Source organism: Rhodococcus sp. NPDC003383, from assembly GCF_053589115.1.
The window spans coordinates 74696-95980 of record NZ_JBSFRG010000018.1 but is presented as its reverse complement, the minus strand read 5'-3'; the positions used below and the strand labels follow the sequence as shown (position 1 = coordinate 95980).

20 protein-coding genes are annotated in these 21285 nt (G+C 68.5%); 5 read left to right on the top strand and 15 right to left on the bottom strand.

Translation table 11 applies throughout. The features are described from left to right. The first annotated feature begins 240 nt into the window (after positions 1–240). On the top strand, positions 241–630 hold the full coding sequence (locus ACWDTS_RS17075; protein WP_248676169.1) for a TIGR02611 family protein: 390 nt from the start codon (positions 241–243) through the stop codon (positions 628–630). Between the two features lie 9 nt (positions 631–639). On the opposite strand, the gene ACWDTS_RS17070 is transcribed toward ACWDTS_RS17075, so the two are convergent. The 6 genes from ACWDTS_RS17070 to ACWDTS_RS17045 all read right to left on the bottom strand — a co-directional run bounded on the left by ACWDTS_RS17070 (position 640) and on the right by ACWDTS_RS17045 (position 6613). After that, a complete protein-coding gene (locus ACWDTS_RS17070) occupies positions 640–1443 on the bottom strand; it encodes an ABC transporter permease (RefSeq protein ID WP_248676158.1) in 804 nt (267 codons plus the stop codon). Continuing rightward, complete coding sequence (locus ACWDTS_RS17065; RefSeq protein ID WP_450118661.1) at positions 1440–2414, bottom strand: ATP-binding cassette domain-containing protein; 975 nt, start codon at positions 2412–2414, stop codon at positions 1440–1442. Before ACWDTS_RS17065 ends, ACWDTS_RS17070 begins: the two co-directional genes overlap by 4 nt. Positions 2415–2497: 83 nt before the next feature. Further along, complete coding sequence (locus tag ACWDTS_RS17060; RefSeq protein WP_450118672.1) at positions 2498–3313, bottom strand: SDR family oxidoreductase; 816 nt, start codon at positions 3311–3313, stop codon at positions 2498–2500. Between the two features lie 73 nt (positions 3314–3386). Further along, positions 3387–4724 (bottom strand): diacylglycerol/lipid kinase family protein, encoded by a 1338-nt coding sequence (locus tag ACWDTS_RS17055; protein WP_450118660.1) that lies wholly within the window; start codon positions 4722–4724, stop codon positions 3387–3389. A 6-nt stretch (positions 4725–4730) separates the two neighbouring features. Further along, positions 4731–6164: a hypothetical protein gene (locus ACWDTS_RS17050; protein WP_450109579.1), complete on the bottom strand. Its 1434-nt coding sequence runs from the start codon at positions 6162–6164 to the stop codon at positions 4731–4733. Between the two features lie 20 nt (positions 6165–6184). Further along, complete coding sequence (locus tag ACWDTS_RS17045) at positions 6185–6613, bottom strand: DUF7144 family membrane protein (protein WP_450109578.1); 429 nt, start codon at positions 6611–6613, stop codon at positions 6185–6187. A gap of 252 nt (positions 6614–6865) precedes the next feature. Between ACWDTS_RS17045 and ACWDTS_RS17040 the strand changes: the two genes are divergently transcribed. Both ACWDTS_RS17040 and ACWDTS_RS17035 read left to right on the top strand, forming a co-directional pair. After that, entirely contained in the window at positions 6866–7315 is a 450-nt protein-coding gene (locus tag ACWDTS_RS17040; RefSeq protein WP_450109577.1) for a DUF6325 family protein, read from the top strand. Positions 7316–7364: 49 nt separating this feature from the next. Next, entirely contained in the window at positions 7365–7658 is a 294-nt protein-coding gene (locus tag ACWDTS_RS17035; protein WP_450109576.1) for an SHOCT domain-containing protein, read from the top strand. Between the two features lie 170 nt (positions 7659–7828). On the opposite strand, the gene ACWDTS_RS17030 is transcribed toward ACWDTS_RS17035, so the two are convergent. The 9 genes from ACWDTS_RS17030 to ACWDTS_RS16990 form a co-directional block, all read right to left on the bottom strand. Continuing rightward, positions 7829–8221: an SHOCT domain-containing protein gene (locus tag ACWDTS_RS17030; protein WP_248676156.1), complete on the bottom strand. Its 393-nt coding sequence runs from the start codon at positions 8219–8221 to the stop codon at positions 7829–7831. Positions 8222–8342: 121 nt separating this feature from the next. Further along, positions 8343–9755, bottom strand: coding sequence for a DUF2252 domain-containing protein (locus ACWDTS_RS17025; RefSeq protein ID WP_450118659.1), 1413 nt, complete (start codon positions 9753–9755; stop codon positions 8343–8345). A gap of 147 nt (positions 9756–9902) precedes the next feature. Beyond that, complete coding sequence (locus ACWDTS_RS17020) at positions 9903–10739, bottom strand: mycofactocin-coupled SDR family oxidoreductase (RefSeq protein ID WP_450118658.1); 837 nt, start codon at positions 10737–10739, stop codon at positions 9903–9905. Positions 10740–10831: 92 nt separating this feature from the next. Then, on the bottom strand, positions 10832–12004 hold the full coding sequence (locus tag ACWDTS_RS17015; RefSeq protein WP_450118657.1) for a lipid-transfer protein: 1173 nt from the start codon (positions 12002–12004) through the stop codon (positions 10832–10834). Continuing rightward, positions 12001–12405: a MaoC family dehydratase gene (locus ACWDTS_RS17010; protein WP_450109571.1), complete on the bottom strand. Its 405-nt coding sequence runs from the start codon at positions 12403–12405 to the stop codon at positions 12001–12003. Before ACWDTS_RS17010 ends, ACWDTS_RS17015 begins: the two co-directional genes overlap by 4 nt. Beyond that, the gene (locus ACWDTS_RS17005; protein WP_450109570.1) at positions 12402–13394 is read right to left on the bottom strand and encodes a bifunctional MaoC family dehydratase N-terminal/OB-fold nucleic acid binding domain-containing protein; all 993 of its coding nucleotides are present in this window, start codon (positions 13392–13394) and stop codon (positions 12402–12404) included. The genes ACWDTS_RS17010 and ACWDTS_RS17005 overlap by 4 nt, the downstream gene beginning before the upstream one ends. 14 nt (positions 13395–13408) lie before the next feature. Beyond that, positions 13409–14560, bottom strand: a complete 1152-nt coding sequence (locus tag ACWDTS_RS17000) for an acyl-CoA dehydrogenase family protein (RefSeq protein ID WP_248676152.1) — start codon at positions 14558–14560, stop codon at positions 13409–13411. Continuing rightward, positions 14545–15606: an acyl-CoA dehydrogenase family protein gene (locus ACWDTS_RS16995; protein WP_450118656.1), complete on the bottom strand. Its 1062-nt coding sequence runs from the start codon at positions 15604–15606 to the stop codon at positions 14545–14547. Before ACWDTS_RS16995 ends, ACWDTS_RS17000 begins: the two co-directional genes overlap by 16 nt. A gap of 72 nt (positions 15607–15678) precedes the next feature. Then, positions 15679–17835 carry an acyl-CoA dehydrogenase family protein gene (locus ACWDTS_RS16990; protein WP_450118655.1) on the bottom strand — a complete coding sequence of 719 codons (2157 nt, stop codon included), beginning with the start codon at positions 17833–17835 and terminating at the stop codon, positions 15679–15681. A gap of 91 nt (positions 17836–17926) precedes the next feature. Between ACWDTS_RS16990 and kstR the strand changes: the two genes are divergently transcribed. Continuing rightward, complete coding sequence (gene kstR, locus ACWDTS_RS16985) at positions 17927–18589, top strand: cholesterol catabolism transcriptional regulator KstR (RefSeq protein ID WP_450118654.1); 663 nt, start codon at positions 17927–17929, stop codon at positions 18587–18589. Between the two features lie 90 nt (positions 18590–18679). Then, positions 18680–21238, top strand: coding sequence for a trehalose-phosphatase (gene otsB / locus ACWDTS_RS16980; protein WP_450109567.1), 2559 nt, complete (start codon positions 18680–18682; stop codon positions 21236–21238). Positions 21239–21285 lie beyond the last annotated feature (47 nt).

The following is a 21285-nucleotide window of genomic DNA, read 5'->3' as shown; positions in this document are numbered from 1 at the left end:
AAGGCAAACCTAGTACAGGGCTGGGAGGGTGTGCGCGACACCGCTGAGCCGCTGACCAGGAGTTTCACGGTAGGAGCCGTAGCCGCAGCACCCCGACTGCCCCCGTCCGCGCCCAGCGGGCGTCGGTACAGTGGGACTCGGAGAGTCGGCCGCACACGAGCGACGCGACCGAACACGAAGGAGCCCGGAGCGATCGTGAACAGTGAACGGGACGAGTCACCGGACTCGTCGCCGTCGATCATGGACCGCCTGCATCGTCTGCGCGAACACATCGCGGCACGACCCACCCTGAACACGACCTACCGGGTCACGGTGGCCATGGTCGGAACGATCGTGCTGGTCCTCGGCGTCGTCGCGATCCCCTATCCCGGCCCGGGATGGCTGATCGTGTTCGCCGGGCTCGGCATCCTCGCCTCGGAGTTCGCATGGGCGCATCGGACCCTGCACGGCGTGCGCACCCGCTACGACCGGTTCATGGCCTGGTTCTCCCGCCAGTCGAGGGTCGTGCGCGGCGCCGGCGCGCTCGGAACCGGCGTCGTCGTGCTCACGACACTGTGGCTGCTGGGAACGTTCGGCCTCGTCGGCGGCTGGGCCGGCCTCGAGTACTCGTGGATGGACAGCCCGCTGTGATCGGCCGTCTCAGCGGCTGACGGCCTTCTGGTAGCGGTGGATCGCCAAGGGCACGAACACGATCAACATCAGGGCCGTCCACAGCAGTGAGGCCAGGATCGGATTCTGCAACGGCCACACGTCGGGCGTCGGCATCATCGGGTTCGTGTTCCCGAACAGCTCACGCACCGCCTGCGTCAGCGCGGACATCGGATTCCACTCGGCGATCGTGCGCAACAGCGGCGGCATCGACGACGGGTCGACGAAGGTGTTGGCGATGAACGACAACGGGAAGATCACCATGAAACTCGCGTTGTTGAACACCTCCGGCGTGCGGATCCACATACCGATGACCGCCATGACCCACGACAACGCGTAGGCGAACAGCAACAGCAGCAGATATCCGGCCGCGGCCTCGCCCAGTGACGTGTTGATGCGCCAGCCCACCACGAGACCGGTCAACGACATCACGACCAGGCTCACCACGTTGATGAGCACGTCGGTCGTGGTCCGGCCGATGAGCACGGCGGACGGAGCCATCGGCAGGGAGCGGAACCGGTCGATGATGCCCTTCTGCAGGTCCTCGACCATTCCCAGACCGGTCCACGTGGACCCGAAGATCACGGTCTGCGTGAAGATGCCCGCGATGAGGAATTCGCGGTACGACATGCCCGGGATCTCGATGGCGCTGCCGAACACGTACGCGAACAGCAACACGAACATGATCGGCGAGAGGATCGTGAACACGATCAGGTCGGGCACACGCTTGATCTTGATGACGTTGCGTTTGGCGATGGTGAGGCCGTCGGACGCGACCATCTGCACCGAGTTCACCGCGCCACCTCCTTCTCGTCCTCGGCCTCGTGGCCGGTCAGCGTGAGAAACACGTCGTCGAGCGTCGGTTTGCGCAACGCCACATCCACCACACGCACCTCCGCAGCGGACAGCTTGCCCAGCGCGGCGACGAGAGCTTCGGCGCCGCCGCCGTCGGACGACCCGACCGGGACCGTGAGCGTTCCCGCGCCACCGTCGACCTGGATTTCACCGGCGGCGACGGCTGCGAGTTCGCGCACCGCGATCTCGCGGTGCGCCTGGTCGGGGATCCCCAGTTCGATGCGCTCGCTGCCCACGAGGCTCTTGAGTTCGTCGGCCGTCCCCTCGGCGATCACCCTGCCGTGGTCGATCACGGCGATGTCGTCGGCGAGCCGTTCCGCTTCCTCCATGTACTGCGTGGTGAGCAGCAGCGTCGTGCCGCGCGACACCAGCTGTTCGATCACCTCCCACAGCCCGAGCCGAGCACGCGGATCGAGACCGGTGGTGGGCTCGTCGAGGAACAGCACCGGGGGTTCGGCGACGAGCGCGCCCGCGAGGTCGAGGCGTCGGCGCATACCTCCGGAATATCCCTTGACGGGACGGTCCCCCGCCTCGACGAGATCGAACTGTTCGAGCAGTTCACGGGCACGTTCCCGGCTGCGTTTGGCACCGAGGTGGTAGAGCCGGCCCACCATCTCGAGATTCTCGAAGCCGGTCAGGTACTCGTCGACCGCCGCGTACTGCCCGGACGCCCCGATGTGCGAGCGCAGGGTGCGGGCATCGGCGACGACGTCGTAGCCGGCGACCTGGGCACGACCGGCGTCCGGCACCAGCAGCGTGGTCAGCACCCGCACGGTGGTGGTCTTGCCCGCCCCGTTCGGTCCGAGCAGCGCGGTCACCGTGCCCTCCGGGACCCGGAGGTCGACGCCGTCGAGCGCGGTGACCTTCCCGTATGTCTTGATCAATCCTTCTGCGACTATGGCATCGACCATCGGTCCTCCCCTGACCGTCGTGTGCCGCCCAGTCTGCCCGACGACACCGACAAGTCGCGACCGATTTTCTGCGCGGGCGCCGCTCAGCCGTCCGCGAGCTTCGCCTGGAACCGTCGCATCCCGGCGATCCAGCGGTCGTAGTCGGCACCCTTGTAGCGGTACATGTCGAGCACTTCGGGGTGCGGCAGGATCAGGAAGTGCTCCTCCGCGATCGCGGCGAGGACGACCTCCGCCACCTCGGACGGCTCGAGGACCTTCCCTGCGGAGGTGACGGCGCGCGTCGCCATGTCGCCGAGCCCGGTTCCGGATCGTTCCCCTTCCCGCAGCAACGCGGTCTCGACTCCCATGGGACACAGGCACGACACACGAATTCCCTTGTCGCCGTAGGTAACCGATAGCCATTCCGCGAACCCGACGGCCGCGTGCTTGGTCACCGAATAGGTGGCCGATCCGATCTGCGTCAGCAGGCCGGCTGCGGATGCGGTGGACACGAAATAGCCCTCGCCGCGGTCGAGCCATCTCGGCACGAGCAACTGTGCGGCGCGCACGTGGGCGCGGACGTTCACGTCGAACGCGCGGTCCCACACGGATTCGTCGGCGTCGAGACCGGGCGCGCCGGTGATCCCGGCATTCGCGAAATACAGTGCCACCGGCCCCAATTCGTTCTCCGCGCGGTCGAGGAGGGCGCGGATCTCGGTGCTGTCCGCCACGTCGGCCCGCACACCCAGAGCCGAACCCTCCCCGGCGGGATCGAGTCCGGCCGCAACCCGCTGCACGGCGTCGCCGTCGAGGTCCGCGAGGAGCACCTTCGCCCCCGCCGCGACGAGACTTCCCGCGATCGCGGCGCCGATGCCGCCTCCCGCCCCGGTGACGACCGCAACTTTGCCCTCGACCTGCACATTGCCCCCTTCACGACGATGTTCGTCCCTGCCCAACGGGCGAACGTACCTCAACTCCGCCGTTGCGGGAGCGTCACCGCGCCACCGGGGAGGTCCGACGGCGGCGCAGAGCCAATTCGCGCAGACGCACCCAGTCCAGGGCGGGTGCGGGCAGACGGACCCCCGGCCGGTTCCGGGGAACCCGCACGCGCAGGGCACCCGGGGTGATCGTGCACCGGACCGGTGTCGGCAGGCGCAGGGCCTCGCCGTCCACGCCGACCGGGATGTCGGGAGCGTCGGCGTCGATGACCACCTCGGTGGCGGTGCGCTGCACAAGACCGCGGCTGCGCGCCCGATTGAGCAGCCCGACCGCCTGCCGGGCGCTGGACACCGAGATCGTCACGACCCCGAGCCGGCCCCGGTCCAGCCTGGTGCGCCTGCCCATCCCGGCCAGGTCGTCGGTGGTGTACGGGCCGTTGCTGACCAGGATCGCCTGGGGGCCGTCCACGAGTTCCCCGTCGATGCGGGCACGCAAGCGCGCCCTGCCGTCACCGGCGAGCAGATCCGGCAGCATGTCCAGCACGGTCCCGGTCTTGTCGTCGCGATAGTTCGGGCTCTGCACGATGTCGGCATACACCCCGAACGAGGCGTTGTTGACGAACGTGCGGCCGTCGATGTCGCCGAGATCGACGCGCAGTTCGACGCCGTCGCGCAGTGCGTCGAGGCCGGCGGCGGGGTCGTCGCGATCCAGACCGAGATCGAGTGCGAAATGATTGCGGGTCCCGGCGCTGATCACCAGGAACGGAATGTCGTGCGCTGCGGCGATGCCCGCCACGAGCGCCTGGGTGCCGTCACCGCCGGCGACACCCAGCAGATCGGCTCCGCGTGCGACGGCCTCGAGCGCCAGCGCCTCGACGTCGACGGGTTCGGGTCCGTCGAGCAACGCCACCGTGGCGCCCAGCTCCTCGGCCTTGCGTTGCAGATCGAACTTGACCACTTTCCCGCCGCCGGAACGCGGATTCATCACCAGGAACGGCTTCTCCACCGGCGCCGCAGGATATTCGGGCTGTCCGGTCTCGTCGTGGTGGATACGCAGCGTCGCGCGGGCACACACGAGGGCGAGCGCCACGAGGACACCTGCGACGACCACGACCCACAGGTTTCTCTCGCGGATGTACAACGCCAGCACCGCGATCGGTACGACGACGGCCAGAACGAGCGCCGCCGCCCTCACCGCGCCACGCCGGGACAGGAACCAGTAGATCGCTGCGATGGTGATCGCGACCCCGGCGATTCCCACGACCACGAGCAGCACCGCACCGCCCACACCCGCCTCGGCGATCGGCAGGACGATCGCGACGAGCACACAGAGCGCCGCGGCGCGCGCCCACCAGCGTGCCGCGCCCGGAATTTCGTCGACGACGGCGGACACGATCGGTCACCCGCTCGGTGCGTCTGCGTCGACGTCCGCCGCTGCGTCGCGACCGGACTGTTCCTGCCACATCCGAACCGGACGCACGAACACTTCGAGCACCAGCAGCGCGAGGAGCACACCGATCACGATCCACACGACCACCATGCCCGTGGGGTACCGCCAGAACATCAGCAGCACCGCACCGATCGCAACGATCGCCACCCGCAACGGAACTCGGGCCCGAGCCACCCACAGTTCGACTTCGTTGGGCGGGCGTGTGCGACGTGCTCGCTGCAGGGTGTCCAGTCCGCGACCGAATCCGCGGCGCACCGCGGTGGCCGAGGCGGAGCCTCCGGTCAGGTACGCGGCCACCGCGATCACCAGGCCGAGGACGGCGACACCGCGCAGCGCGGCCCGGAGCGGCACGAGCACCGTGTCGATGAGTGTGGAGGCGGCGTCGGGAGACAGGACGTCCGGTGGAATCTGGTCGAGATATATTGCGCGCCCGATGATCAGACCGACGGCGAGCACGAACATCCCGATCGCCAGGGCGACGCCCACGAACGCGAGGGCGCGTAGGCGGCGGCCCGTCGGTGCGACCACCACGGCGGCCACGGCCGCGGCGATCGTGACCCACGGCAGGATGTCGGCGGCCTTGTCCAGCGCGGACACTGCACGTTGCGCCCGAACGAGATCCGGTGACTGGAACAGCACGAACTGCTTGTCGATCGCCGGGATCTTCTCGGCGAACGTGAAGCCGCGATCGATCAGGCGTGCCTTGACATTGTCGATGACCGTCCCCAGCGAGATGCTGACGGTGCCGGACTCGTCCACCGTCACGGAAGACGGCCCGACATCGCCCGTCACGACCGCGACCAGCCCGTTGTGGGCGGCCCGGTTCGCTTGGATCCACAGGTCGTCGAACTGATCGCTGCGCACCAGCGACAACACCGTTTCGTTGACGAAACTGCGTGCCTGTCCGGCGATCACCGGCGCCAGCCCGTCGATCGCGCGATCGAGACGCGGCGCGTTCTCGGCTGCCGGCACCAGGTCGGTGAGTGCCGACAGGGCGTCCGACGTGAGCTGCTGGACGTCGACCCGGTCGAAGATCTCGTCGGTGACGGAGTTGGCGATCTGATTCTGGATCGCCGGATCCGACGCCAACGGGGCGACGGTGGTGACGTACCGGTCGGTATCGAGAACTTCGCCGCGCACGAAACGCGCTGTCACTGTGGCGATCGACAGGACTCCGACCAGGACGGTCAGGATCGCCACCGCCGTCCATCGCAGCGCATGGCGAGGCTTCCGCTCCGGGGGCGCGCCCTCGGCGGGAACCTCCGCGGCCTTCGACCGTAGGGTCGCGACCTCGGCGCGCAATCGCTCCAGTTCGGCCCGCTCGCCCGAGGCGAGCGGGCCGTCCGGGACACCCGATCCGGTCGGGCCGACACCCGATGTCATCGTCGTGGATCAGTCGTAGGTCAGTAGTACTCGGCGGCCTGCGGCTTCCACGTCGACACGGCCCAGATCACCACGATGTTCAGCGCGATGATCAGGATCGACCACCACGGGTAGTACGGCAGCCACAGGAAGTTCGCGATGATCGACAGTGCCGCGATGATGATCGCGCTGACCCGCGCCCACGTCTGGCCCGCCATCAACGCGATACCCACGAGGATCATGAGGACGCCGAGAACGATGTGGATCCAGCCCCAGCTGGTGAAGTCGAGCTTGTAGATGTATTCGACGCCACGCACGAACACTTCGTCCTCGGCGACGGCGGCGATTCCTTGGAAGAGGGAGATGATGCCGAGGGTCACGAGGATCACCGCGGCCCCGATGGAGGTGCCCGCAGCGATTCCCTGCTTGACGCTGCCGGCCTCCGGATTGACACGCACATCTTCGGACATGAGAGTTCCTTTGACGAGGTGAGTGGTATCGGTAGTATGCGCGCGGTTGGCGTTCTCGGCACGACTTTGATGATCAACTCCAGAACTCGCCTCCCGGCCCGATGCGTGGTGCCGACGAACCCGGAATTGCACCGGGCCCCACGGGATACCGACGAGATCCCGTCTGCCAGCGGAAACAGGGCCGGAGACCTGTGCGGAGCGCTATCGTCGAGGGTCGAAACGCTGTACCCGTCCTCACGAAAAGAGACCACCGTGACCGGTACCGAAGTCGACGAGATGGGGCCCATCGACTATCTCGTCATCGAATTTCCCGCCGACCGGCCTCCGGACGGCTCCGCCCTGCCTCTGCTGGTCGACCTCGTCGAACGCGGCATCATCCGCGTGCTCGACCTCGAGTTCGTCCAGAAGGGCGCCGACGGTTCCGTGTCCGGGATCGACATCACCGACGTCGGGCTCCAAGGAGACTTCGACGTGACACTGTTCGCCGAAGCGTACTCCGGACTGCTCGACGAAACCGACCTCGCCGAGGCCGGTGAGGCGCTGGAACCGGGATGCTCGGCGGCCGTCCTGATCTACGAGAACACTTGGGCAGCACCGCTGGCGGCAAAGTTACGCCACAACGGGGCTCAGCTCGTCGCGTCGGGACGGGTGCCGGTGCAGGGCATCCTGGCATCGCTCGATGCTCTCGAAGCCAAGAGCTGACCGAGTTCCAGGACCGACAGGAACCGCACATCCAGAGAAAGGTTGAACCATGCCCGGATTGCTCCGCGGCGTCGCCCGGACCGCCGTGATCGCGGGAACCGCGACGTCCGTGTCGAATCGTGTCTCGCGCCGCCAAGGACAGCGCTGGGCCCGGCAGGAACAGGAAGAGTACGCCCGTGCGCAGCAGCAGCAGCAAGCTGCACCTCCGCCGCCGCCACAACCTCAGGCTTCGGGTGGCGTCGACCGGCTCGAGGCGCTGAAACAACTCGGCGAGCTGAAGGCCCAGGGTGTGCTCACCGAGGCCGAGTTCGAAGCCGAGAAGGCCCGAATCCTCGCCGGCTGACCCGGTGCTCCCCCCTTTTTCCGAGCGAACGGTACATCCGATCGATCCAAGGAGACGAGCGATACATTCGCTCGGAAAAAAGGGGGGCGGGTTGTGCGCTCGAAGAACACCGGAAAGGTGAGCGCGCCGAGAGCAGGGTCGGCCGGCAGTCGGGTTGGCCGGCCGACCGGTCAGCTCGTGGCCGTCTTACCCAGTGCGTGCGCCTTGAGCTGCTGGAACTCCGCCTCGGTGATCACTCCCGAGTCCAGGAGCGACTTGGCCTCCGAAATACTTTCGGCGGGCGACTTTCCCGCGACCTCCCTGATGTACTGATCGGTGGCCTGCTTGGCTTCGACCTGCGCTGCACGCGCACGCTCGGCCATGCCCCGGCCCCGGACGATCAGGTAGATGAACGCGCTCAGGTACGGGAACAGCACCAGCACGATCACCCACACCGCCTTGACCCAGCCGGAGACGGTGTGATCCCGGAACAGGTCGACCAGGATCTGGAACAGCACGATCAGGTACGCCACGAAGGCGAACACTACGATCGTGTACCACACGTAATCCCAAAACGAATCCATGACGTGCACCTTTCCGAGTGCGCAGGGCGAACGGATCCTCCAGCGGAGGATTCTCCGGATATCTTGCTCCCGCGCGCAGCGGAATTCCGTGCAGTTCGCCAAAATTGGCGGTCGAGTCTTCTCAGATTCCCGCCCGGGCAGTCACCGTGCCCTCGTCGATCGCAGCGAGGAGCAGCTTTCTGTCGTTCTTGTTGCGCTGGGAATACAGCTCCGCGAATTCTGCGATCGCCTCGTCGAACTCCGTGCCGGGGCCGAGGTAGGTGGCGATCGCGACGCGGTCGCTCGACCGCGCGTGCCCGTAGGCGAGCACCCGGCCGCACAACCTGCCGTACAACGCCATTCCCGTAGGGGTCATCGCCTCGATGACCGCCGAGCCCTTGCCGTCGCGGAGTTGCCGGATGTAGAAGTCGCGCTGCACTCCGTCCGCGCCCACGCCCGCCTGCCAGCCGAGGAAGATGTCGCTCGCCGCCTGCATGAGCCGCTGACCGTTGACGACACGTTCACCTTCGTTCTCGAAGGTCGGGCCGTCGATATAGTCTGCGAGCACCGATCGCTGGGCTTCCTTGGCCTGCAGAAACAACGGGTCATCGTCGTCCCGGCCGCGGAGCAGCATGATCCAGGCGCGGGTGCCGACACTGCCGACGCCGACCACCTTGCGGGCGGCCTGCACGAATTCGAACTGCTCGAGCAGGACGCGACGGTCCCACTGCAAGGTCGACCGATAGGACCGGAGGCGTTCGTGCAGCTCTTTGTAGATCAATTCGGTGTCGAGGTCGGCGAAGACCTCCTCGATCGGGACGATGAGCGGTGGCGCGCTGATGATCCGGCGTTTGCCGTCGACGATCGTCGTGAGTTTTCCGAGCGCCTGCACGCTGTCGCGGGTCATCGATTTCTCGATGAGTTTGCGGGTGCGCTTCTTCATCGTGGAATCGAGTTCGTCACGCAGTTCCACGAGTTCGGTGGACGGCTCGACGTGCGCGTACCAGACCGCGAGGTTCCCTCGCTCGGCCTGGGCGAGCATCGTCTCGCGGTATTCCGCGACGCACGCCCGGGTGATCCGTTTGCGGTCCTTACCGGTGAACCCGTTGTCGCGGGCCGCGACCGCGAGGCTCGCGACAAGCCGTTTGACGTCCCATTCGAACGGACCCGGATAGGTCTCGTCGAAGTCGTTGACGTCGAACGCGAGTTTCCGTTCGGGTGTGGCATAGAGCCCGAAGTTGCTCAGGTGCGCGTCCCCGCACAACTGGCAGTGCAGCCCGCTGTTCGGGGTGCGCGACAGATCGTCCGCCATCACCAGGGCCGCGCCGCGGTAGAACGCGAACGGGGAACTGGACATCCGCCCGTACCGGACCGGGACCAGTTGCGGTATCCGGGTCGCCGCCTGCCGCTGGAGCAACGCCATGGGATCGCGCGCCTCGTCGGGTGAGACCTCGGCGAGTGCGGCGATCGGGGTGGCGCGCCGCGCCGCGAGACCGGTCTCGACGCGCTCTTGGTGTGTGGGGTGATGGACGACGTGCCCGTTCGTTTGCGTCATGGTCGACCCTCCGAGCGGCTGTGCCGATCGTTCCGGTCCACAGGCCGGGCGTCCGGCAATCGGGATGCGCGGTGCCGACGGCGCCGGCGGTATCCACGGTATCCCGCCCACCGGGTCCGGGTGCGGCGAACGAAACGCCGCTGGGGATCAGCCGGTCACCCGTGCCGCGTTGCCCGCGTCGACGGGCAGAACCGTGCCGCTGATGTGTGCGGCGGCCTCGGCGGCGAAGAACAGCACGACCCGGGTGATCTCCTCGGGATCGAGCCACGGCACGGGCTGTGCGTGCAGGGACGTGAACACCGGGGCCACATCCTCGGCGGTCGGTTTCCCGAGGTCGGGGCGCAGCATGCCGTACAGGAAGTCGTTGTGGATCATCGGGGTCGAGATGTTGCCGGGAGCAACGGCATTGACGGTGATCCCGTGCTGCGCGAGGTCGAGGGCGGCACTCTTCGTCAGGCCGATGACACCCCACTTGGAGGCGCTGTAGGCCGCCATGTTGGTGTTGCCGGCCCGGCCGAGCATCGAGGAGATCGTCACGATCCGGCCGTAGCCGCGCTCGATCATGCCTGGTGCGACCGCTCCGATGGTGTTGAACACGCCCGTGAGGTTCGACGAGATCGCCTCGTCCCACATGTTCTGCGGCATCACCTGTACAGGCGCCGCGACGGAGACCCCGGCGTTGGCGACCGCGATGTCGACGCGGCCGAATTCGTCGGTGGCGCGAGCGACGAGCTTGTCGAGGGCGCCGCGGTCGGCAGTGTCGAGCTTCTCGGCGATGACGCGCCGGCCGGTGGCCTCGACCAGCCGCACGGTTTCCGCGAGGTCGTCGTCGGTCGCCAGCGGGTAGAACACCGCGTCGCTGTTCTCGCAGCGATCGCAGATCACCACGTCGGCGCCGCGCTCGGCGAACGCGACCGCGTGCGAACGGCCCTGCCCGCGCGCCGCTCCCGTGACCAGCGCGACCTTGCCCTCGAATTCGTTCACGTCCACTCCTGTGCGTCGGCTACCCGACCATCGATACGCGAGTGGGATCGGTCCCACCAGAACCGATCCCACTCACCGAACCGACGGCGAAGCTATCCGCGGGACAGGACCAGCCCCGAGGTCGGTACGCCGGTGCCCGCGGTGACGAGTGCGTTCTCGACGTCGGGTACCTGATTGACCGAGGTGCCGCGGATCTGACGCACCGCCTCGGCGATGCCGTTCATGCCGTGGATGTACGCCTCGCCGAGTTGGCCGCCGTGCGTGTTGAGCGGCAGGTGCCCGCCCAGTTCGATGCCGCCGTCCGCGACGAAGTCCCTCGCCTCGCCGGGCTTGCAGAATCCGAGTTCCTCGAGCTGCATGAGCACGTACGGGGTGAAGTGGTCGTAGAGCACCGCCGTCTGCATGTCCTGCGGCGTCAGACCGGACTGCTCCCACAACTGGTTGCCGACGATCCCCATCTCCGGCAGACCCGTCAACCCGTCGCGGTAGTAGCTGGTCATGATGAACTGGTCCTGCGCACTGCCCTGGGCCGCACCGGCGATCAGCACCGGCGCCTGCTTCAGGTCCTTCGCGCGTTCGGGACTGGTCACCACGATCGCGACACCGCCGTCCGATTCCTGGCAGCAGTCGAGCAGGTGCAGCGGCTCGGCGATCCACCGCGAGTTCTGGTGGTCCTCGAGCGTGATCGGCTTGCCGTAGAAGAACGCGTTCGGGTTGGTGGCGGCGTGCTTGCGGTCCGCGACCGCGACCGCACCGAAGTCGGCGCTGGTCGCGCCGGTGGCGTGCATGTACCGCTGCGCCACCATCGCGACGAACGATGCCGGGGTGCTCAGACCGTGCGGGTAGGAGAACGCGTTGTCGGTGCCCGACGAGTTGACCTGCGTGGCCAGCGCCGAGTTGACCTGACCGAAGCGGGCGCCCGAGCGTTCGTTGAACGCGCGGTAGGCGACGACGACGTCGGCGACACCGGTGGCCACCGCCATCGCGGCCTGCTGCACCGTCGCGCACGCGGCGCCGCCGCCGTAATGGATGCGCGAGAAGAACTTCAGGCTCGGGATCCCCACCGACCGCGCGACCGCGACCTCGGTGTTGGTGTCCATCGTGAACGAGGTGAGGCCGTCGACGTCCTCGGGGCGCAGCCCGGCGTCGTCGAGGGCGGCACGCACCGCTTCGGCGGCGAGGCGCAGCTCGCTGCGGCCGGAGTCCTTGGAGAAGTCGGTGGCGCCGATGCCGACGATGGCGGCGCGGCGGGACAGCCCGCTCATGCGGTACCTCCGATCACGAGGGTGGCCTTGGCGTTGATGTGGTTACCGAGGCTGTTGCTGCCCACGATGTCCAGGGTGATCAGGCCCTCGTCGACGGACGCGACGGTGCCCGTCAGGTTCAGCGTGTCGTACGCGTACCAGGGCACCCCGAGCCGCAGCGAGATCGACTTGATCACGGCGCGGGGACCGGCCCAGTCGGTGACGTAACGCTGCACCAGGCCGGTGTCGGTGAGGATGTTGACGAAGATGTCCTTCGATCCCTTTTTCCGGGCGAGGTCGCGGTCGTGGTGGACGTCCTGGAAGTCCCTGGTGGCCAGCGCGCTCGACACGATGAAGGTCGGGTCCCCGTAGACGGACAGGGCGGGCAGGGTCTCCCCCACGGTCACGGTTGCGGTGTTCATGCGGTCTCCTGACGGGGGGTCCAGGCGTACAGCGTCCACGGTGCGCCGCCGGTCTCGTCGTCGCCCGGGAAGTCGAGGTAGGTCACCTCGACGGGCATGCCGATGTGGACCTGCGCGGGATCGACACCGCGCAGCTCACCGAGCATGCGGACACCTCCCTCCTCCAGTTCGACCAGCGCCACGACGAACGGCAGCGACCGGCCGGGCACCTTCGGTGCGTGGTGCACGACGTAGCTGAAGACGGTGCCGCGACCGGATGCCACGACATAGTCGGTGGTTTCGGTCTTGTCGAGCCAGAGCGCGGGAACCGGGGGATGCTGCAGGGACCCGTCCGGCCGGCGCTGGATGCGCAGCTCGTGCGCGGCGACTCCGTCCCAGAAGAACTGAGAGTCCGGCGACGCGGAGGGACGCAGCAGCCGGGTCGGGTCGAGGTCCTCCGGCACCGCCGGTGCGTCCGCGGCCGCAGGCGCCTCCTTGGCGGGCGGCGCGAATTTCAGGATGCGGAACAACATTTCGGCGACGACCTCGTCGCCGACCTTCCAGATGTTGCGGGTCGTGAAGAACCAGCCCTCACCGAGACCGGTCTTCTTCGGGCCCACCACATCCTCGAGGGTGGACTCGATCGTGACCTCTTCACCGGGCCGCAGGTAGCGGTGGTAGATCTGGTCGCAGTTCGTCGCGACCACGGAGGTGTAACCGGCCTCGTCGAGGATGTTCGTCATCCGGCCGAGCGGATCGTCCTCCTCGCGCTTGGCGCCGAGTCCGCGCATCGTCCACACCTGGGCCATCGCCGGCGGTGCGACCAACCCGCCGTGCCCGGCCGCGACCGCGGCATCGGGGTCGGTGTAGATCGGGTTCTCGTCGCCGATCGCCTCGAGCCAGTTGCGGATCATCGGCATGTTCACCGGGTCGCGTCCGGCGCGGGGCTTCGACGGCCCGTCACCGCGAACCCGTTCCGCGGCGGCGAGGATCTCCTCGGGTGTCGTCATCGAAAGTGCCTCTCTCACCGCGGAACCCGGGGCATGCCCAGGCCCGCCGTCGCGATCAGTTCGCGCATCACCTCGTTGACGCCACCACCGAAGGTGATGACGAGGTTCCGCTTGATCTGCATGTCCAGCCAGCTCAGCAGTTCGCCCGTTTCGGGATCGGCGGGGTCGCCGTAGCGCCCGACGATCTCCTCGGCGAGCCGGCCGACCCGCTGGATACGTTCGGTGGCGAACACCTTGGTCGCCGACGCGTCCGCGATGTCCACGGCCTCGGATTCGCTGGCCGCGACCTGCCAGTTGAGCAGTTCGTTGAGGCGGAAGGTCGCGTGGATCTCACCGAGCGCGCGGCGCACGTCGGGTTCGCCCAGCAGATCGTGCGTCTTCGCCCATGCGGCCACGTGATCGTAGAGTCCGCCGACCTTGCCGGCCGGTCCGAGCATGACGCGCTCGTGGTTGAGCTGGGTGGTGATCAGCTTCCAGCCCTTGTTCTCTTCTCCCACAAGCATGTTCGCCGGGACCCGCACATCGCTGTAGTAGGTCGCGTTGACGTGGTGGGCACCGTCGCACGTGATGATCGGGGTCCAGCTGAAACCCGGATCGGTGGTGTCGACGATGAGGATCGAGATGCCGCGGTGCCGCGAGTCGGCGGGACCGGTGCGCACCGCGAGCCAGATGTAGTCGGCGTCGTGGCCGCCGGTGGTGAAGATCTTCTGGCCGTTGACGATATAGGTGTCGCCGTCGCGCACGGCGCTGGTGCGCAGCGCGGCCAGGTCGGTGCCGGCCTCCGGTTCGGAGTAACCGATCGCGAAGTGCACTTCACCGGAGAGGATGGCAGGCAAGAACTTTCGCTTCTGCTCCTCGGTGCCGTACACCTGCAGGGTCGGTCCGACGGTCTGCAGCGTCACGCTCGGCAACGGGACGTCGGCGCGCACCGCTTCGTTGGCGAAGATCTGCTGTTCGATCTCGCCGAACCCGCGTCCGCCGAATTCCTTCGGCCAGCCGACGCCGAGCCAGCCGTCCTTGCCCATGCGGCGGATGACCTCACGGTAGGTGGGGCCGTGCCGCTCCGTGCGCATGATCGCGGCCTCCTCCGGGGAGATGAGATCCGCGAAGTAGGTTCGCAGTTCCGCCTGCAGCGCGCGCTGCTCGTCGGTCAGATCGATGAACACCGGGCCCCCACGAGGTCGAGTCGGTACGAGGCGCCGCCGATCAGGCGCGCCAGATCCTTGGCGGTCGAGGAATAGCGGTGCAGCGGGTAGGTCACGTCGACCCCGATGCCACCGTGCAGGTGGTGCAGCACCCGCATCGCGGGTGGCAGCTCCTCGGCGATCCAGTAGGCGGTGACGTCCAGATCGTCGTCCACCGCCGCCGAGCGGGCCCCGTCGTGAGCGACGCGCCAGGTCGACGCGAGCGCCGCGACGTGCAGGGTGCGCGCGGTGACGTAGACGTCGGCGATCTCCTGGGCCACGGCCTGGAAGGTCGCGAGCGGCTTGCCGAACTGATGGCGCGTGCTCAGGTGTTCGGCGGTCAATGCCGTTGCCCCGTCGAGCAGTCCGTCCGCGTAGGCACCGATCGACGCGAGTGCGAGGCGGTACAGGACCGCGACGTCGGCGGCCGGATCCGCGCCGTCACCGAGGAGTGTGCCGACCGCGCCGTCGAACCGCACGGAGAACTCGGGGCTCCCCGCGGCGGACGGGCTCGCGGTCGCGGTGACACCGTCGGCGGTCGCGTCGACGGCGACGACACCGGCGTCCGTGGGCACCAGGATGTGCCGCGCGGTCGCGGCATACGGGACCGCGACGAAGTAGCCGGTGACCGCGTGGCCGCCGTCCACGGGCACCGCGGTCGCGGCCGGCGCGGCCGGGAACGGCCGGCCCTGCTCGGACAGTGCCGCGGTGAGCACGGCCCCGCCCGGGACGTCGGCGAGCAGCGCGTCCTGCTGCTCGTCGGTGGCCAGCGCGACGACGGGCAGTACCCCGAAGCCGAGCGTGGCCAGGGCCGGGACCGGGGCGGCCTTGCGGCCGATCTCGGTCAGTACCGTCGCGACCTCACCTACACCGAGTCCGGCGCCGCCGAGGCGTTCGGGTAGGGCCAGCGCGAGCAGATCGGCGCCGGCGAGCGCGGACCACAGGTCGTCTGCGGTCAGGTCGCGGGCGAGCAGGTCGACGGCGACTTCCGCCACCGCCTCCTGCGTCTCGTCACGTGCGAAGTCCACAATTCCACCTTCGATTAGAACGTGTGCCACGTTGTAGCACCGCTGAGCGGGTCCGAGCAGTGCAAGTCCCGGTCACCGGGGCAGCCCCAGCAGACGTTCGGCGGCCAGGCTGAGGAGGATCTGTTCGGTGCCGCCGGCGATGGTCAGGCAGCGCGTGTTGAGGAATTCGCGGCTGAGCGGACCCTCGACCCACCCGGCCTCCCCCGCCAGGTCCATCGCCAGCTCGGAGGTGTCCTGCCGCTGCCGCACACCGATGAGCTTGCGCACGCTCGACGCCGGACCCGGATCCTGACCGCCGAGCTGCGCGAGGGTCGTGCGCAGGTCGAGCAGCGAACCCGCCATCGCCTCGCAGATCTGGGTGGCGATGCGATCCTCGGCAACCGGGTCGCCGGGGCTGGACAGCTCGATCAGATCCTCGATGGCCTTGCCGAGCGACGACTTGCTGCCCATCGCGACCCGCTCGTTCGCGAGGGTGGTGCGCGCCAGTTTCCAGCCGCCGCCGAGCCCACCGACCACGCAGTCGTCGGGAACGAACACGCCGTCGAGGAAGACCTCGTTGAACAGTGCGTCGCCGGTGATCTCGCGCAGCGGCGAGACGGTGATACCCGCGGACTTCATGTCCACCAGGAAGTAGGTGATGCCCTTGTGTTTCGGTGCGTCGCGGTCGGTGCGGGCCAGACAGATCGCCCAGTCCGCGACCTGGGCGAGCGACGTCCACACCTTCTGCCCCTGCAACTTCCAGCCGCCGTCGACCTTCTCCGCGGTCGTGCGCAGCGCCGCGAGATCGGAACCGGCGCCGGGCTCGGAGAAGAGCTGGCACCAGACGATGTCGCCGCGCAGCGTCGGCATCGCGAATCGCTCGATCTGCTCGGGGGTTCCGTGCTCGAGGATCGTGGGCACCGCCCACCAGCCGATCACCAGATCGGGCCGCTCCACGCCGGCCGCGGCGAGTTCCTCGTCGATGAGAATCTGCTCGGCGGCGCGGGCGCCCCGGCCGTACGGGGCGGGCCAGTGCGGTGCGAGGTAACCGGATTCGGCAAATGCGTTGCGCCGCTCCGGTTCCGGAAGACCGGCGAACTCGGCGATCTCGGCGCGGATGCGGGCGCGCTCGTCGTCGAACTCCGACAGGTCGATGCCGAGGTGACGGCGGACGCCCGCGCGGGTCAGCGCGGTGACCCGCGCACGCCACCACGTGGACCCACCGAGCAGCTGGCGGGTGGCCACGGCGCGACGCAGATACAGATGGGCGTCGTGCTCCCAGGTGAACCCGATGCCGCCGAGCACCTGGATGGCGTCCTTGGCGGTCTGCACCGCGGCGTCGAGCGAGACGGCGGCCGCGACGGCCGCGGCGATGGGCAGTTCGTCCGGCGCGGTGTCGGCGGCGGAAGCCGCGTCCCACGCGGTGGCACGGATCTTCTCGGTGCGGCACAACATCTCGGCGCACAGGTGCTTGACCGCCTGGAACGCACCGATCGGCTGCCCGAACTGTTCGCGGATCTTCGCGTACTCGACCGCGGTGGTCAGCGCCCAGCCGGCGATGCCGGCGAGTTCGGCGGCGGCGAGTGTCGCGGCCAGGTCCCGGACCAGACCGGAACGTACGGTCACGACACGGTCGGCGGTGACCGCGACCGAGTCGAGCCGCACTCTCGCCAGCGCGCGGGACTTGTCGAGGGTGTCGAGGGGCTCGAGATGCAGGCCGGGGCTGTCGGCGTCGACGAGCGCCCAGCGCTCCTCGGCCTCGGACGCATCGGCACCGCCGGCACCGGCGACGCGGACAAGGACCGCCACCCCGGGTTCCGCGGCGATCGCGGGTCCGGCGTCGCCGCCGAGGGTCAGGCCGTCGGTGGCGTCGGTCGCGTCGACCGCGAGATCGAGCGCGGCGGCCACGGGTACGGTGCCCTCGCTCAGCAGGGCGGCCGTCTTGGCGGCGGAGTCGCCTCCGGAACCGAACACGAGCGCGGCGAGCGCGGTCGTGAGAACCGGTCCCGGTGCCAGTTCGTGCGCGGCCTGCTCGAGCATCACGGCCAGATCCACCGTGGTGGCGCCGAGCCCGCCCGCGCATTCGGGAACGGCCACCCCGAACAGGCCCAATTCGGCGAGCGAACCCCAACCCTGCTGCCACATTTCCGCTGGCTGGTGGCGTAACTTGTCTATCGGAGACGCGGAGCGCGTCCAAGCACGCACGGAGGCCTGGACAGCCCGCTGCTCCTCGGTGGTGGCGATACTCACAGCGGATCTCCGCCTTTCGAAAATGACATCAACGTCTAGAACGTGTTCTAATATGACACCGGTTCAGAGTCAAGGTGTGAGGAAAAAGTCCATGACGATACCGCCCAGCTCGCGTTCGACCGGAAGTGGAACACTGTCCGCCCTCACCGAGGACGACCTCAGTTCCAACGCCCAGAAAGAACGCCGCAAGCGGATACTCGACGCGACCCTGGCGCTCGCCTCCAAGGGGGGATACGAGGCCGTCCAGATGCGCGCGGTCGCCGAGCGCGCCGACGTCGCGGTCGGAACCCTCTACCGGTACTTCCCGTCCAAGGTGCACCTGCTGGTGTCCGCGCTCGGCCGGGAATTCGCACGCATCGACAGCAAGGGCAAGATCCCGCCCGGCCACACCCCGCTCGAACGCATGAACCTGATCCTGAGCCTCATCACCCGCGCCATGCAGCGCGACCCGCTCCTCACCGAAGCGATGACGCGCGCGTTCATGTTCGCCGACGCCTCGGCCGCCGCCGAGGTCGACCGGGTCGGCCAGCTCATGGACCGGCTGTTCGCCCGCGCGATGAACGAAGACGAGCCGACCGAGGAAGAGCTGGCCGTCGCGCGCGTCATCAGCGACGTGTGGCTGTCGAATCTCGTGGCGTGGCTGACCCGCCGTTCGTCGGCGACCGACGTCGCCCGCAGACTCGAGCTCACCGTCGAACTGCTGCTCGGCGACGGCTCCCGCCGACCCTCCCAGGTGCCCGTCGCCGGCTCCTGAGAGCTCCCGGAACGAACCTGTAACCGGGAACACGCCCCGAACCGTGCATCCGGAGCGACGGGCGGGACCTATTCCCCTACCGTGGGAAGAATGAGCGCCCAAGACCTCCCGATCGACCTGCGTCGCGCACTCGTCACGGTCGCGCGATCCCCCCGACTGCTCGTGGCGTCGGACTACGACGGAACGGTCGCGCCCATCGTCGCCGATCCCGACAAAGCGTTCCCTCACGCCGAATCGGTCCGCGCCCTGCGCGCGCTCGCGGGGCTGCCGTCGACGTCGGCCGCCGTCATCTCCGGCCGCGCCCTCAAGGACCTGGCAGCGCTGTCGCGTCTTCCCGCCGAGGTCCAGCTGGTCGGTAGCCACGGCTCCGAGTTCGACATCGGATTCGTGCACGCCATCGACACCGACGCCAAGGAGTTGCTGCGCGGCATCATCGCCGGACTCGACAACGTCGCCCGGCTCTACGACGGCGTGCACGTGGAGATCAAACCCGCGAGTGCGGCCCTGCACGTGCGCAATGCGAGCGAACGCGACGCCGAGCTCGCGCTGGCCACCGTCCGCGCCGACCTGGCGCGCCTGCCCGGCGTGCAGGTCACCGAGGGCAAGTCCGTGATCGAACTGTCCGTCGTGCCCACCGACAAGGGTCGCGCGCTCGACATCATCCGGCATCAGGAATCGGCGACGGCGGCGGTGTTCTTCGGCGACGACGTCACCGACGAGAAGGCGTTCCGGTCGCTGCACGGGCCGGATGTCGGAATCAAGGTCGGTGACGGCGACACCAGCGCCGAGTTCCGGGTTTCGAGCACCGAGGACGTCGCCGCGGCCATGGCGTTCCTGCTCGACCAGCGCCGCACGTGGCTGTCCGGTGCGGACGCCCCGCGCATCGAGCGTCTCACCATGCTCGCGAGTCCCCGGACCAAGGCCCTGATCACCCCCGACGGCACCATCTCGTGGCTGTGCCATCCGGAACCGGATTCGGCCGCGGTGTTCGCGCATCTGCTCGGCGGGGAGGCCGCCGGCCACTTCACGATCGGCCCGCTCCGCGAGGCCCTGCCGCTGAGCCAGCGGTACGTCGACTCCACGATGACCGTGGTCACCCGGTGGGCGAGCCTGGCGGTCATCGACTATCTGCCGCACGACGTCGAGCCCGGCCGTACCGATCTGACGCGCGTCATCACCGGCACCGCGAAGGCGGTCGTCACGTTCGCCCCGCGCCCCGAGTTCGGACAGGGGCAGGTCATCCTCGAGGCCGTCGACGACGGCCTGCGGGTGTTCGGCCTCAACGAGCCGTACGTGCTGCGCTCCCCCGACGTGCGGTGGGACATCACCACCGACGGAACGCAGCAGACCGCGCACGCGGTGGTCGATCCGTCGGAGAACGATATCATCCTCGAGTTCCGTTGCGGAACAGAAGATTTGAGCCCACACCCGGTTGCGGAGGTGGAGCGGCGCGCACAGGCCGAGGCGTACTGGTGGCAGTGGGCCGCGGAACTCGACCTGCCGCCGCTCAAGCCGGACCTCATCAAGCGGTCCGCGCTCACGCTGCGCGGTCTGGTTCACGAGCCGACCGGCTCGATCCTGGCCGCGGTGACGACATCGCTGCCCGAGGAGATCGGCGGCGTCCGCAACTGGGACTACCGCTACTGCTGGCTCCGCGACGCCGCGCTCACCGCCCACGCCCTGGTCGGTGTCGGTTCGCTCGGCGAGGCCGAGGCCTACCTGGACTGGGTGCACCGCGTGCTCGAGACGATCCCCGGGCCGGAACGCCTGCATCCGCTGTATTCGCTTGCCGGCGGCCCACTTCCGCCCGAGGCGGTGCTCGACAACCTGCCCGGCTACGCCGGGTCCCGGCCGGTGCGGGTCGGCAACGCCGCCAACCAGCAGGTGCAGCTCGACGTGTTCGGGCCGATCGTCGACCTGATCTCGGCGCTCGCGCACCGACGCGAGGAACGCGGCATCCCGCACGCCGAAGCGCTGACCGACCGCGATTGGGACCTGGTGTGCGCCATGGTCACCGCCGTGCAGCGGCGGTGGTTCGAACCCGATCACGGCATCTGGGAGATCCGCGACAACCCGCGGCACCACGTGTACTCGAAGGTGATGGGCTGGCTCACCGTCGACCGGGCCCTGACGCTGGCCGCGAAGTTCGGCCGCACCGCCGGTGAGGGGTGGACGGAACTTCGGGACGAGATCGCCGACGAGGTGCGGGAGAAGGGCTGGAACGAGGATGTCCGCTCCTACACCGCCGCCTACGACGGCACCGACCTCGACGCCGCGACGCTGTTCGTCGGTCTGACCGGCCTGGTCGATCCGAGCGACGAGAGGTTCTATGCGACGGTGGTCGCGACCGAGGCCGAACTGCGCAGCGGCTCGACGGTGTACCGGTACCGGCACGAGGACGGACTGCCCGGCACCGAGGGTGGTTTCCACCTGTGTGCCGCGTGGCTCGTCGAGGCCTATCTGCTGGTCGGCGCCCGCCCTCAGGCGGAGGCCCTGTTCGCGCAGCTCGTGGCGGCGGCCGGTCCGACCGGCCTGCTCAGCGAGGAGTACGACCCGGTCGCCGAACGGGCCCTGGGCAACCATCCGCAGGCGTACAGCCACATCGGGCTCCTGCGCTGCGCCCAGCTTCTGTCGGGACACTCCACCTAAGGCGCCTACCGAAACGACACCCGCTCACGTCCTGGACGTGAGCGGGT

What these genes read in the sequence shown, in the direction of transcription:
- ACWDTS_RS17030 (WP_248676156.1), bottom strand. Translation starts at nt 8,221, where the DNA reads ATGGATTCGTTTTGGGATTACGTGTGGTACACGATCGTAGTGTTCGCC.
- ACWDTS_RS17035 (WP_450109576.1), top strand. Translation starts at nt 7,365, where the DNA reads ATGCCCGGATTGCTCCGCGGCGTCGCCCGGACCGCCGTGATCGCGGGA.
- kstR (WP_450118654.1), top strand. Translation starts at nt 17,927, where the DNA reads ATGACGATACCGCCCAGCTCGCGTTCGACCGGAAGTGGAACACTGTCC.
- ACWDTS_RS17050 (WP_450109579.1), bottom strand. Translation starts at nt 6,164, where the DNA reads ATGACATCGGGTGTCGGCCCGACCGGATCGGGTGTCCCGGACGGCCCG.
- ACWDTS_RS17065 (WP_450118661.1), bottom strand. Translation starts at nt 2,414, where the DNA reads ATGGTCGATGCCATAGTCGCAGAAGGATTGATCAAGACATACGGGAAG.
- ACWDTS_RS17005 (WP_450109570.1), bottom strand. Translation starts at nt 13,394, where the DNA reads ATGACGACACCCGAGGAGATCCTCGCCGCCGCGGAACGGGTTCGCGGT.
- ACWDTS_RS17075 (WP_248676169.1), top strand. Translation starts at nt 241, where the DNA reads ATGGACCGCCTGCATCGTCTGCGCGAACACATCGCGGCACGACCCACC.
- ACWDTS_RS17010 (WP_450109571.1), bottom strand. Translation starts at nt 12,405, where the DNA reads ATGAACACCGCAACCGTGACCGTGGGGGAGACCCTGCCCGCCCTGTCC.
- ACWDTS_RS17015 (WP_450118657.1), bottom strand. Translation starts at nt 12,004, where the DNA reads ATGAGCGGGCTGTCCCGCCGCGCCGCCATCGTCGGCATCGGCGCCACC.
- ACWDTS_RS17025 (WP_450118659.1), bottom strand. Translation starts at nt 9,755, where the DNA reads ATGACGCAAACGAACGGGCACGTCGTCCATCACCCCACACACCAAGAG.
- otsB (WP_450109567.1), top strand. Translation starts at nt 18,680, where the DNA reads ATGAGCGCCCAAGACCTCCCGATCGACCTGCGTCGCGCACTCGTCACG.
- ACWDTS_RS17045 (WP_450109578.1), bottom strand. Translation starts at nt 6,613, where the DNA reads ATGTCCGAAGATGTGCGTGTCAATCCGGAGGCCGGCAGCGTCAAGCAG.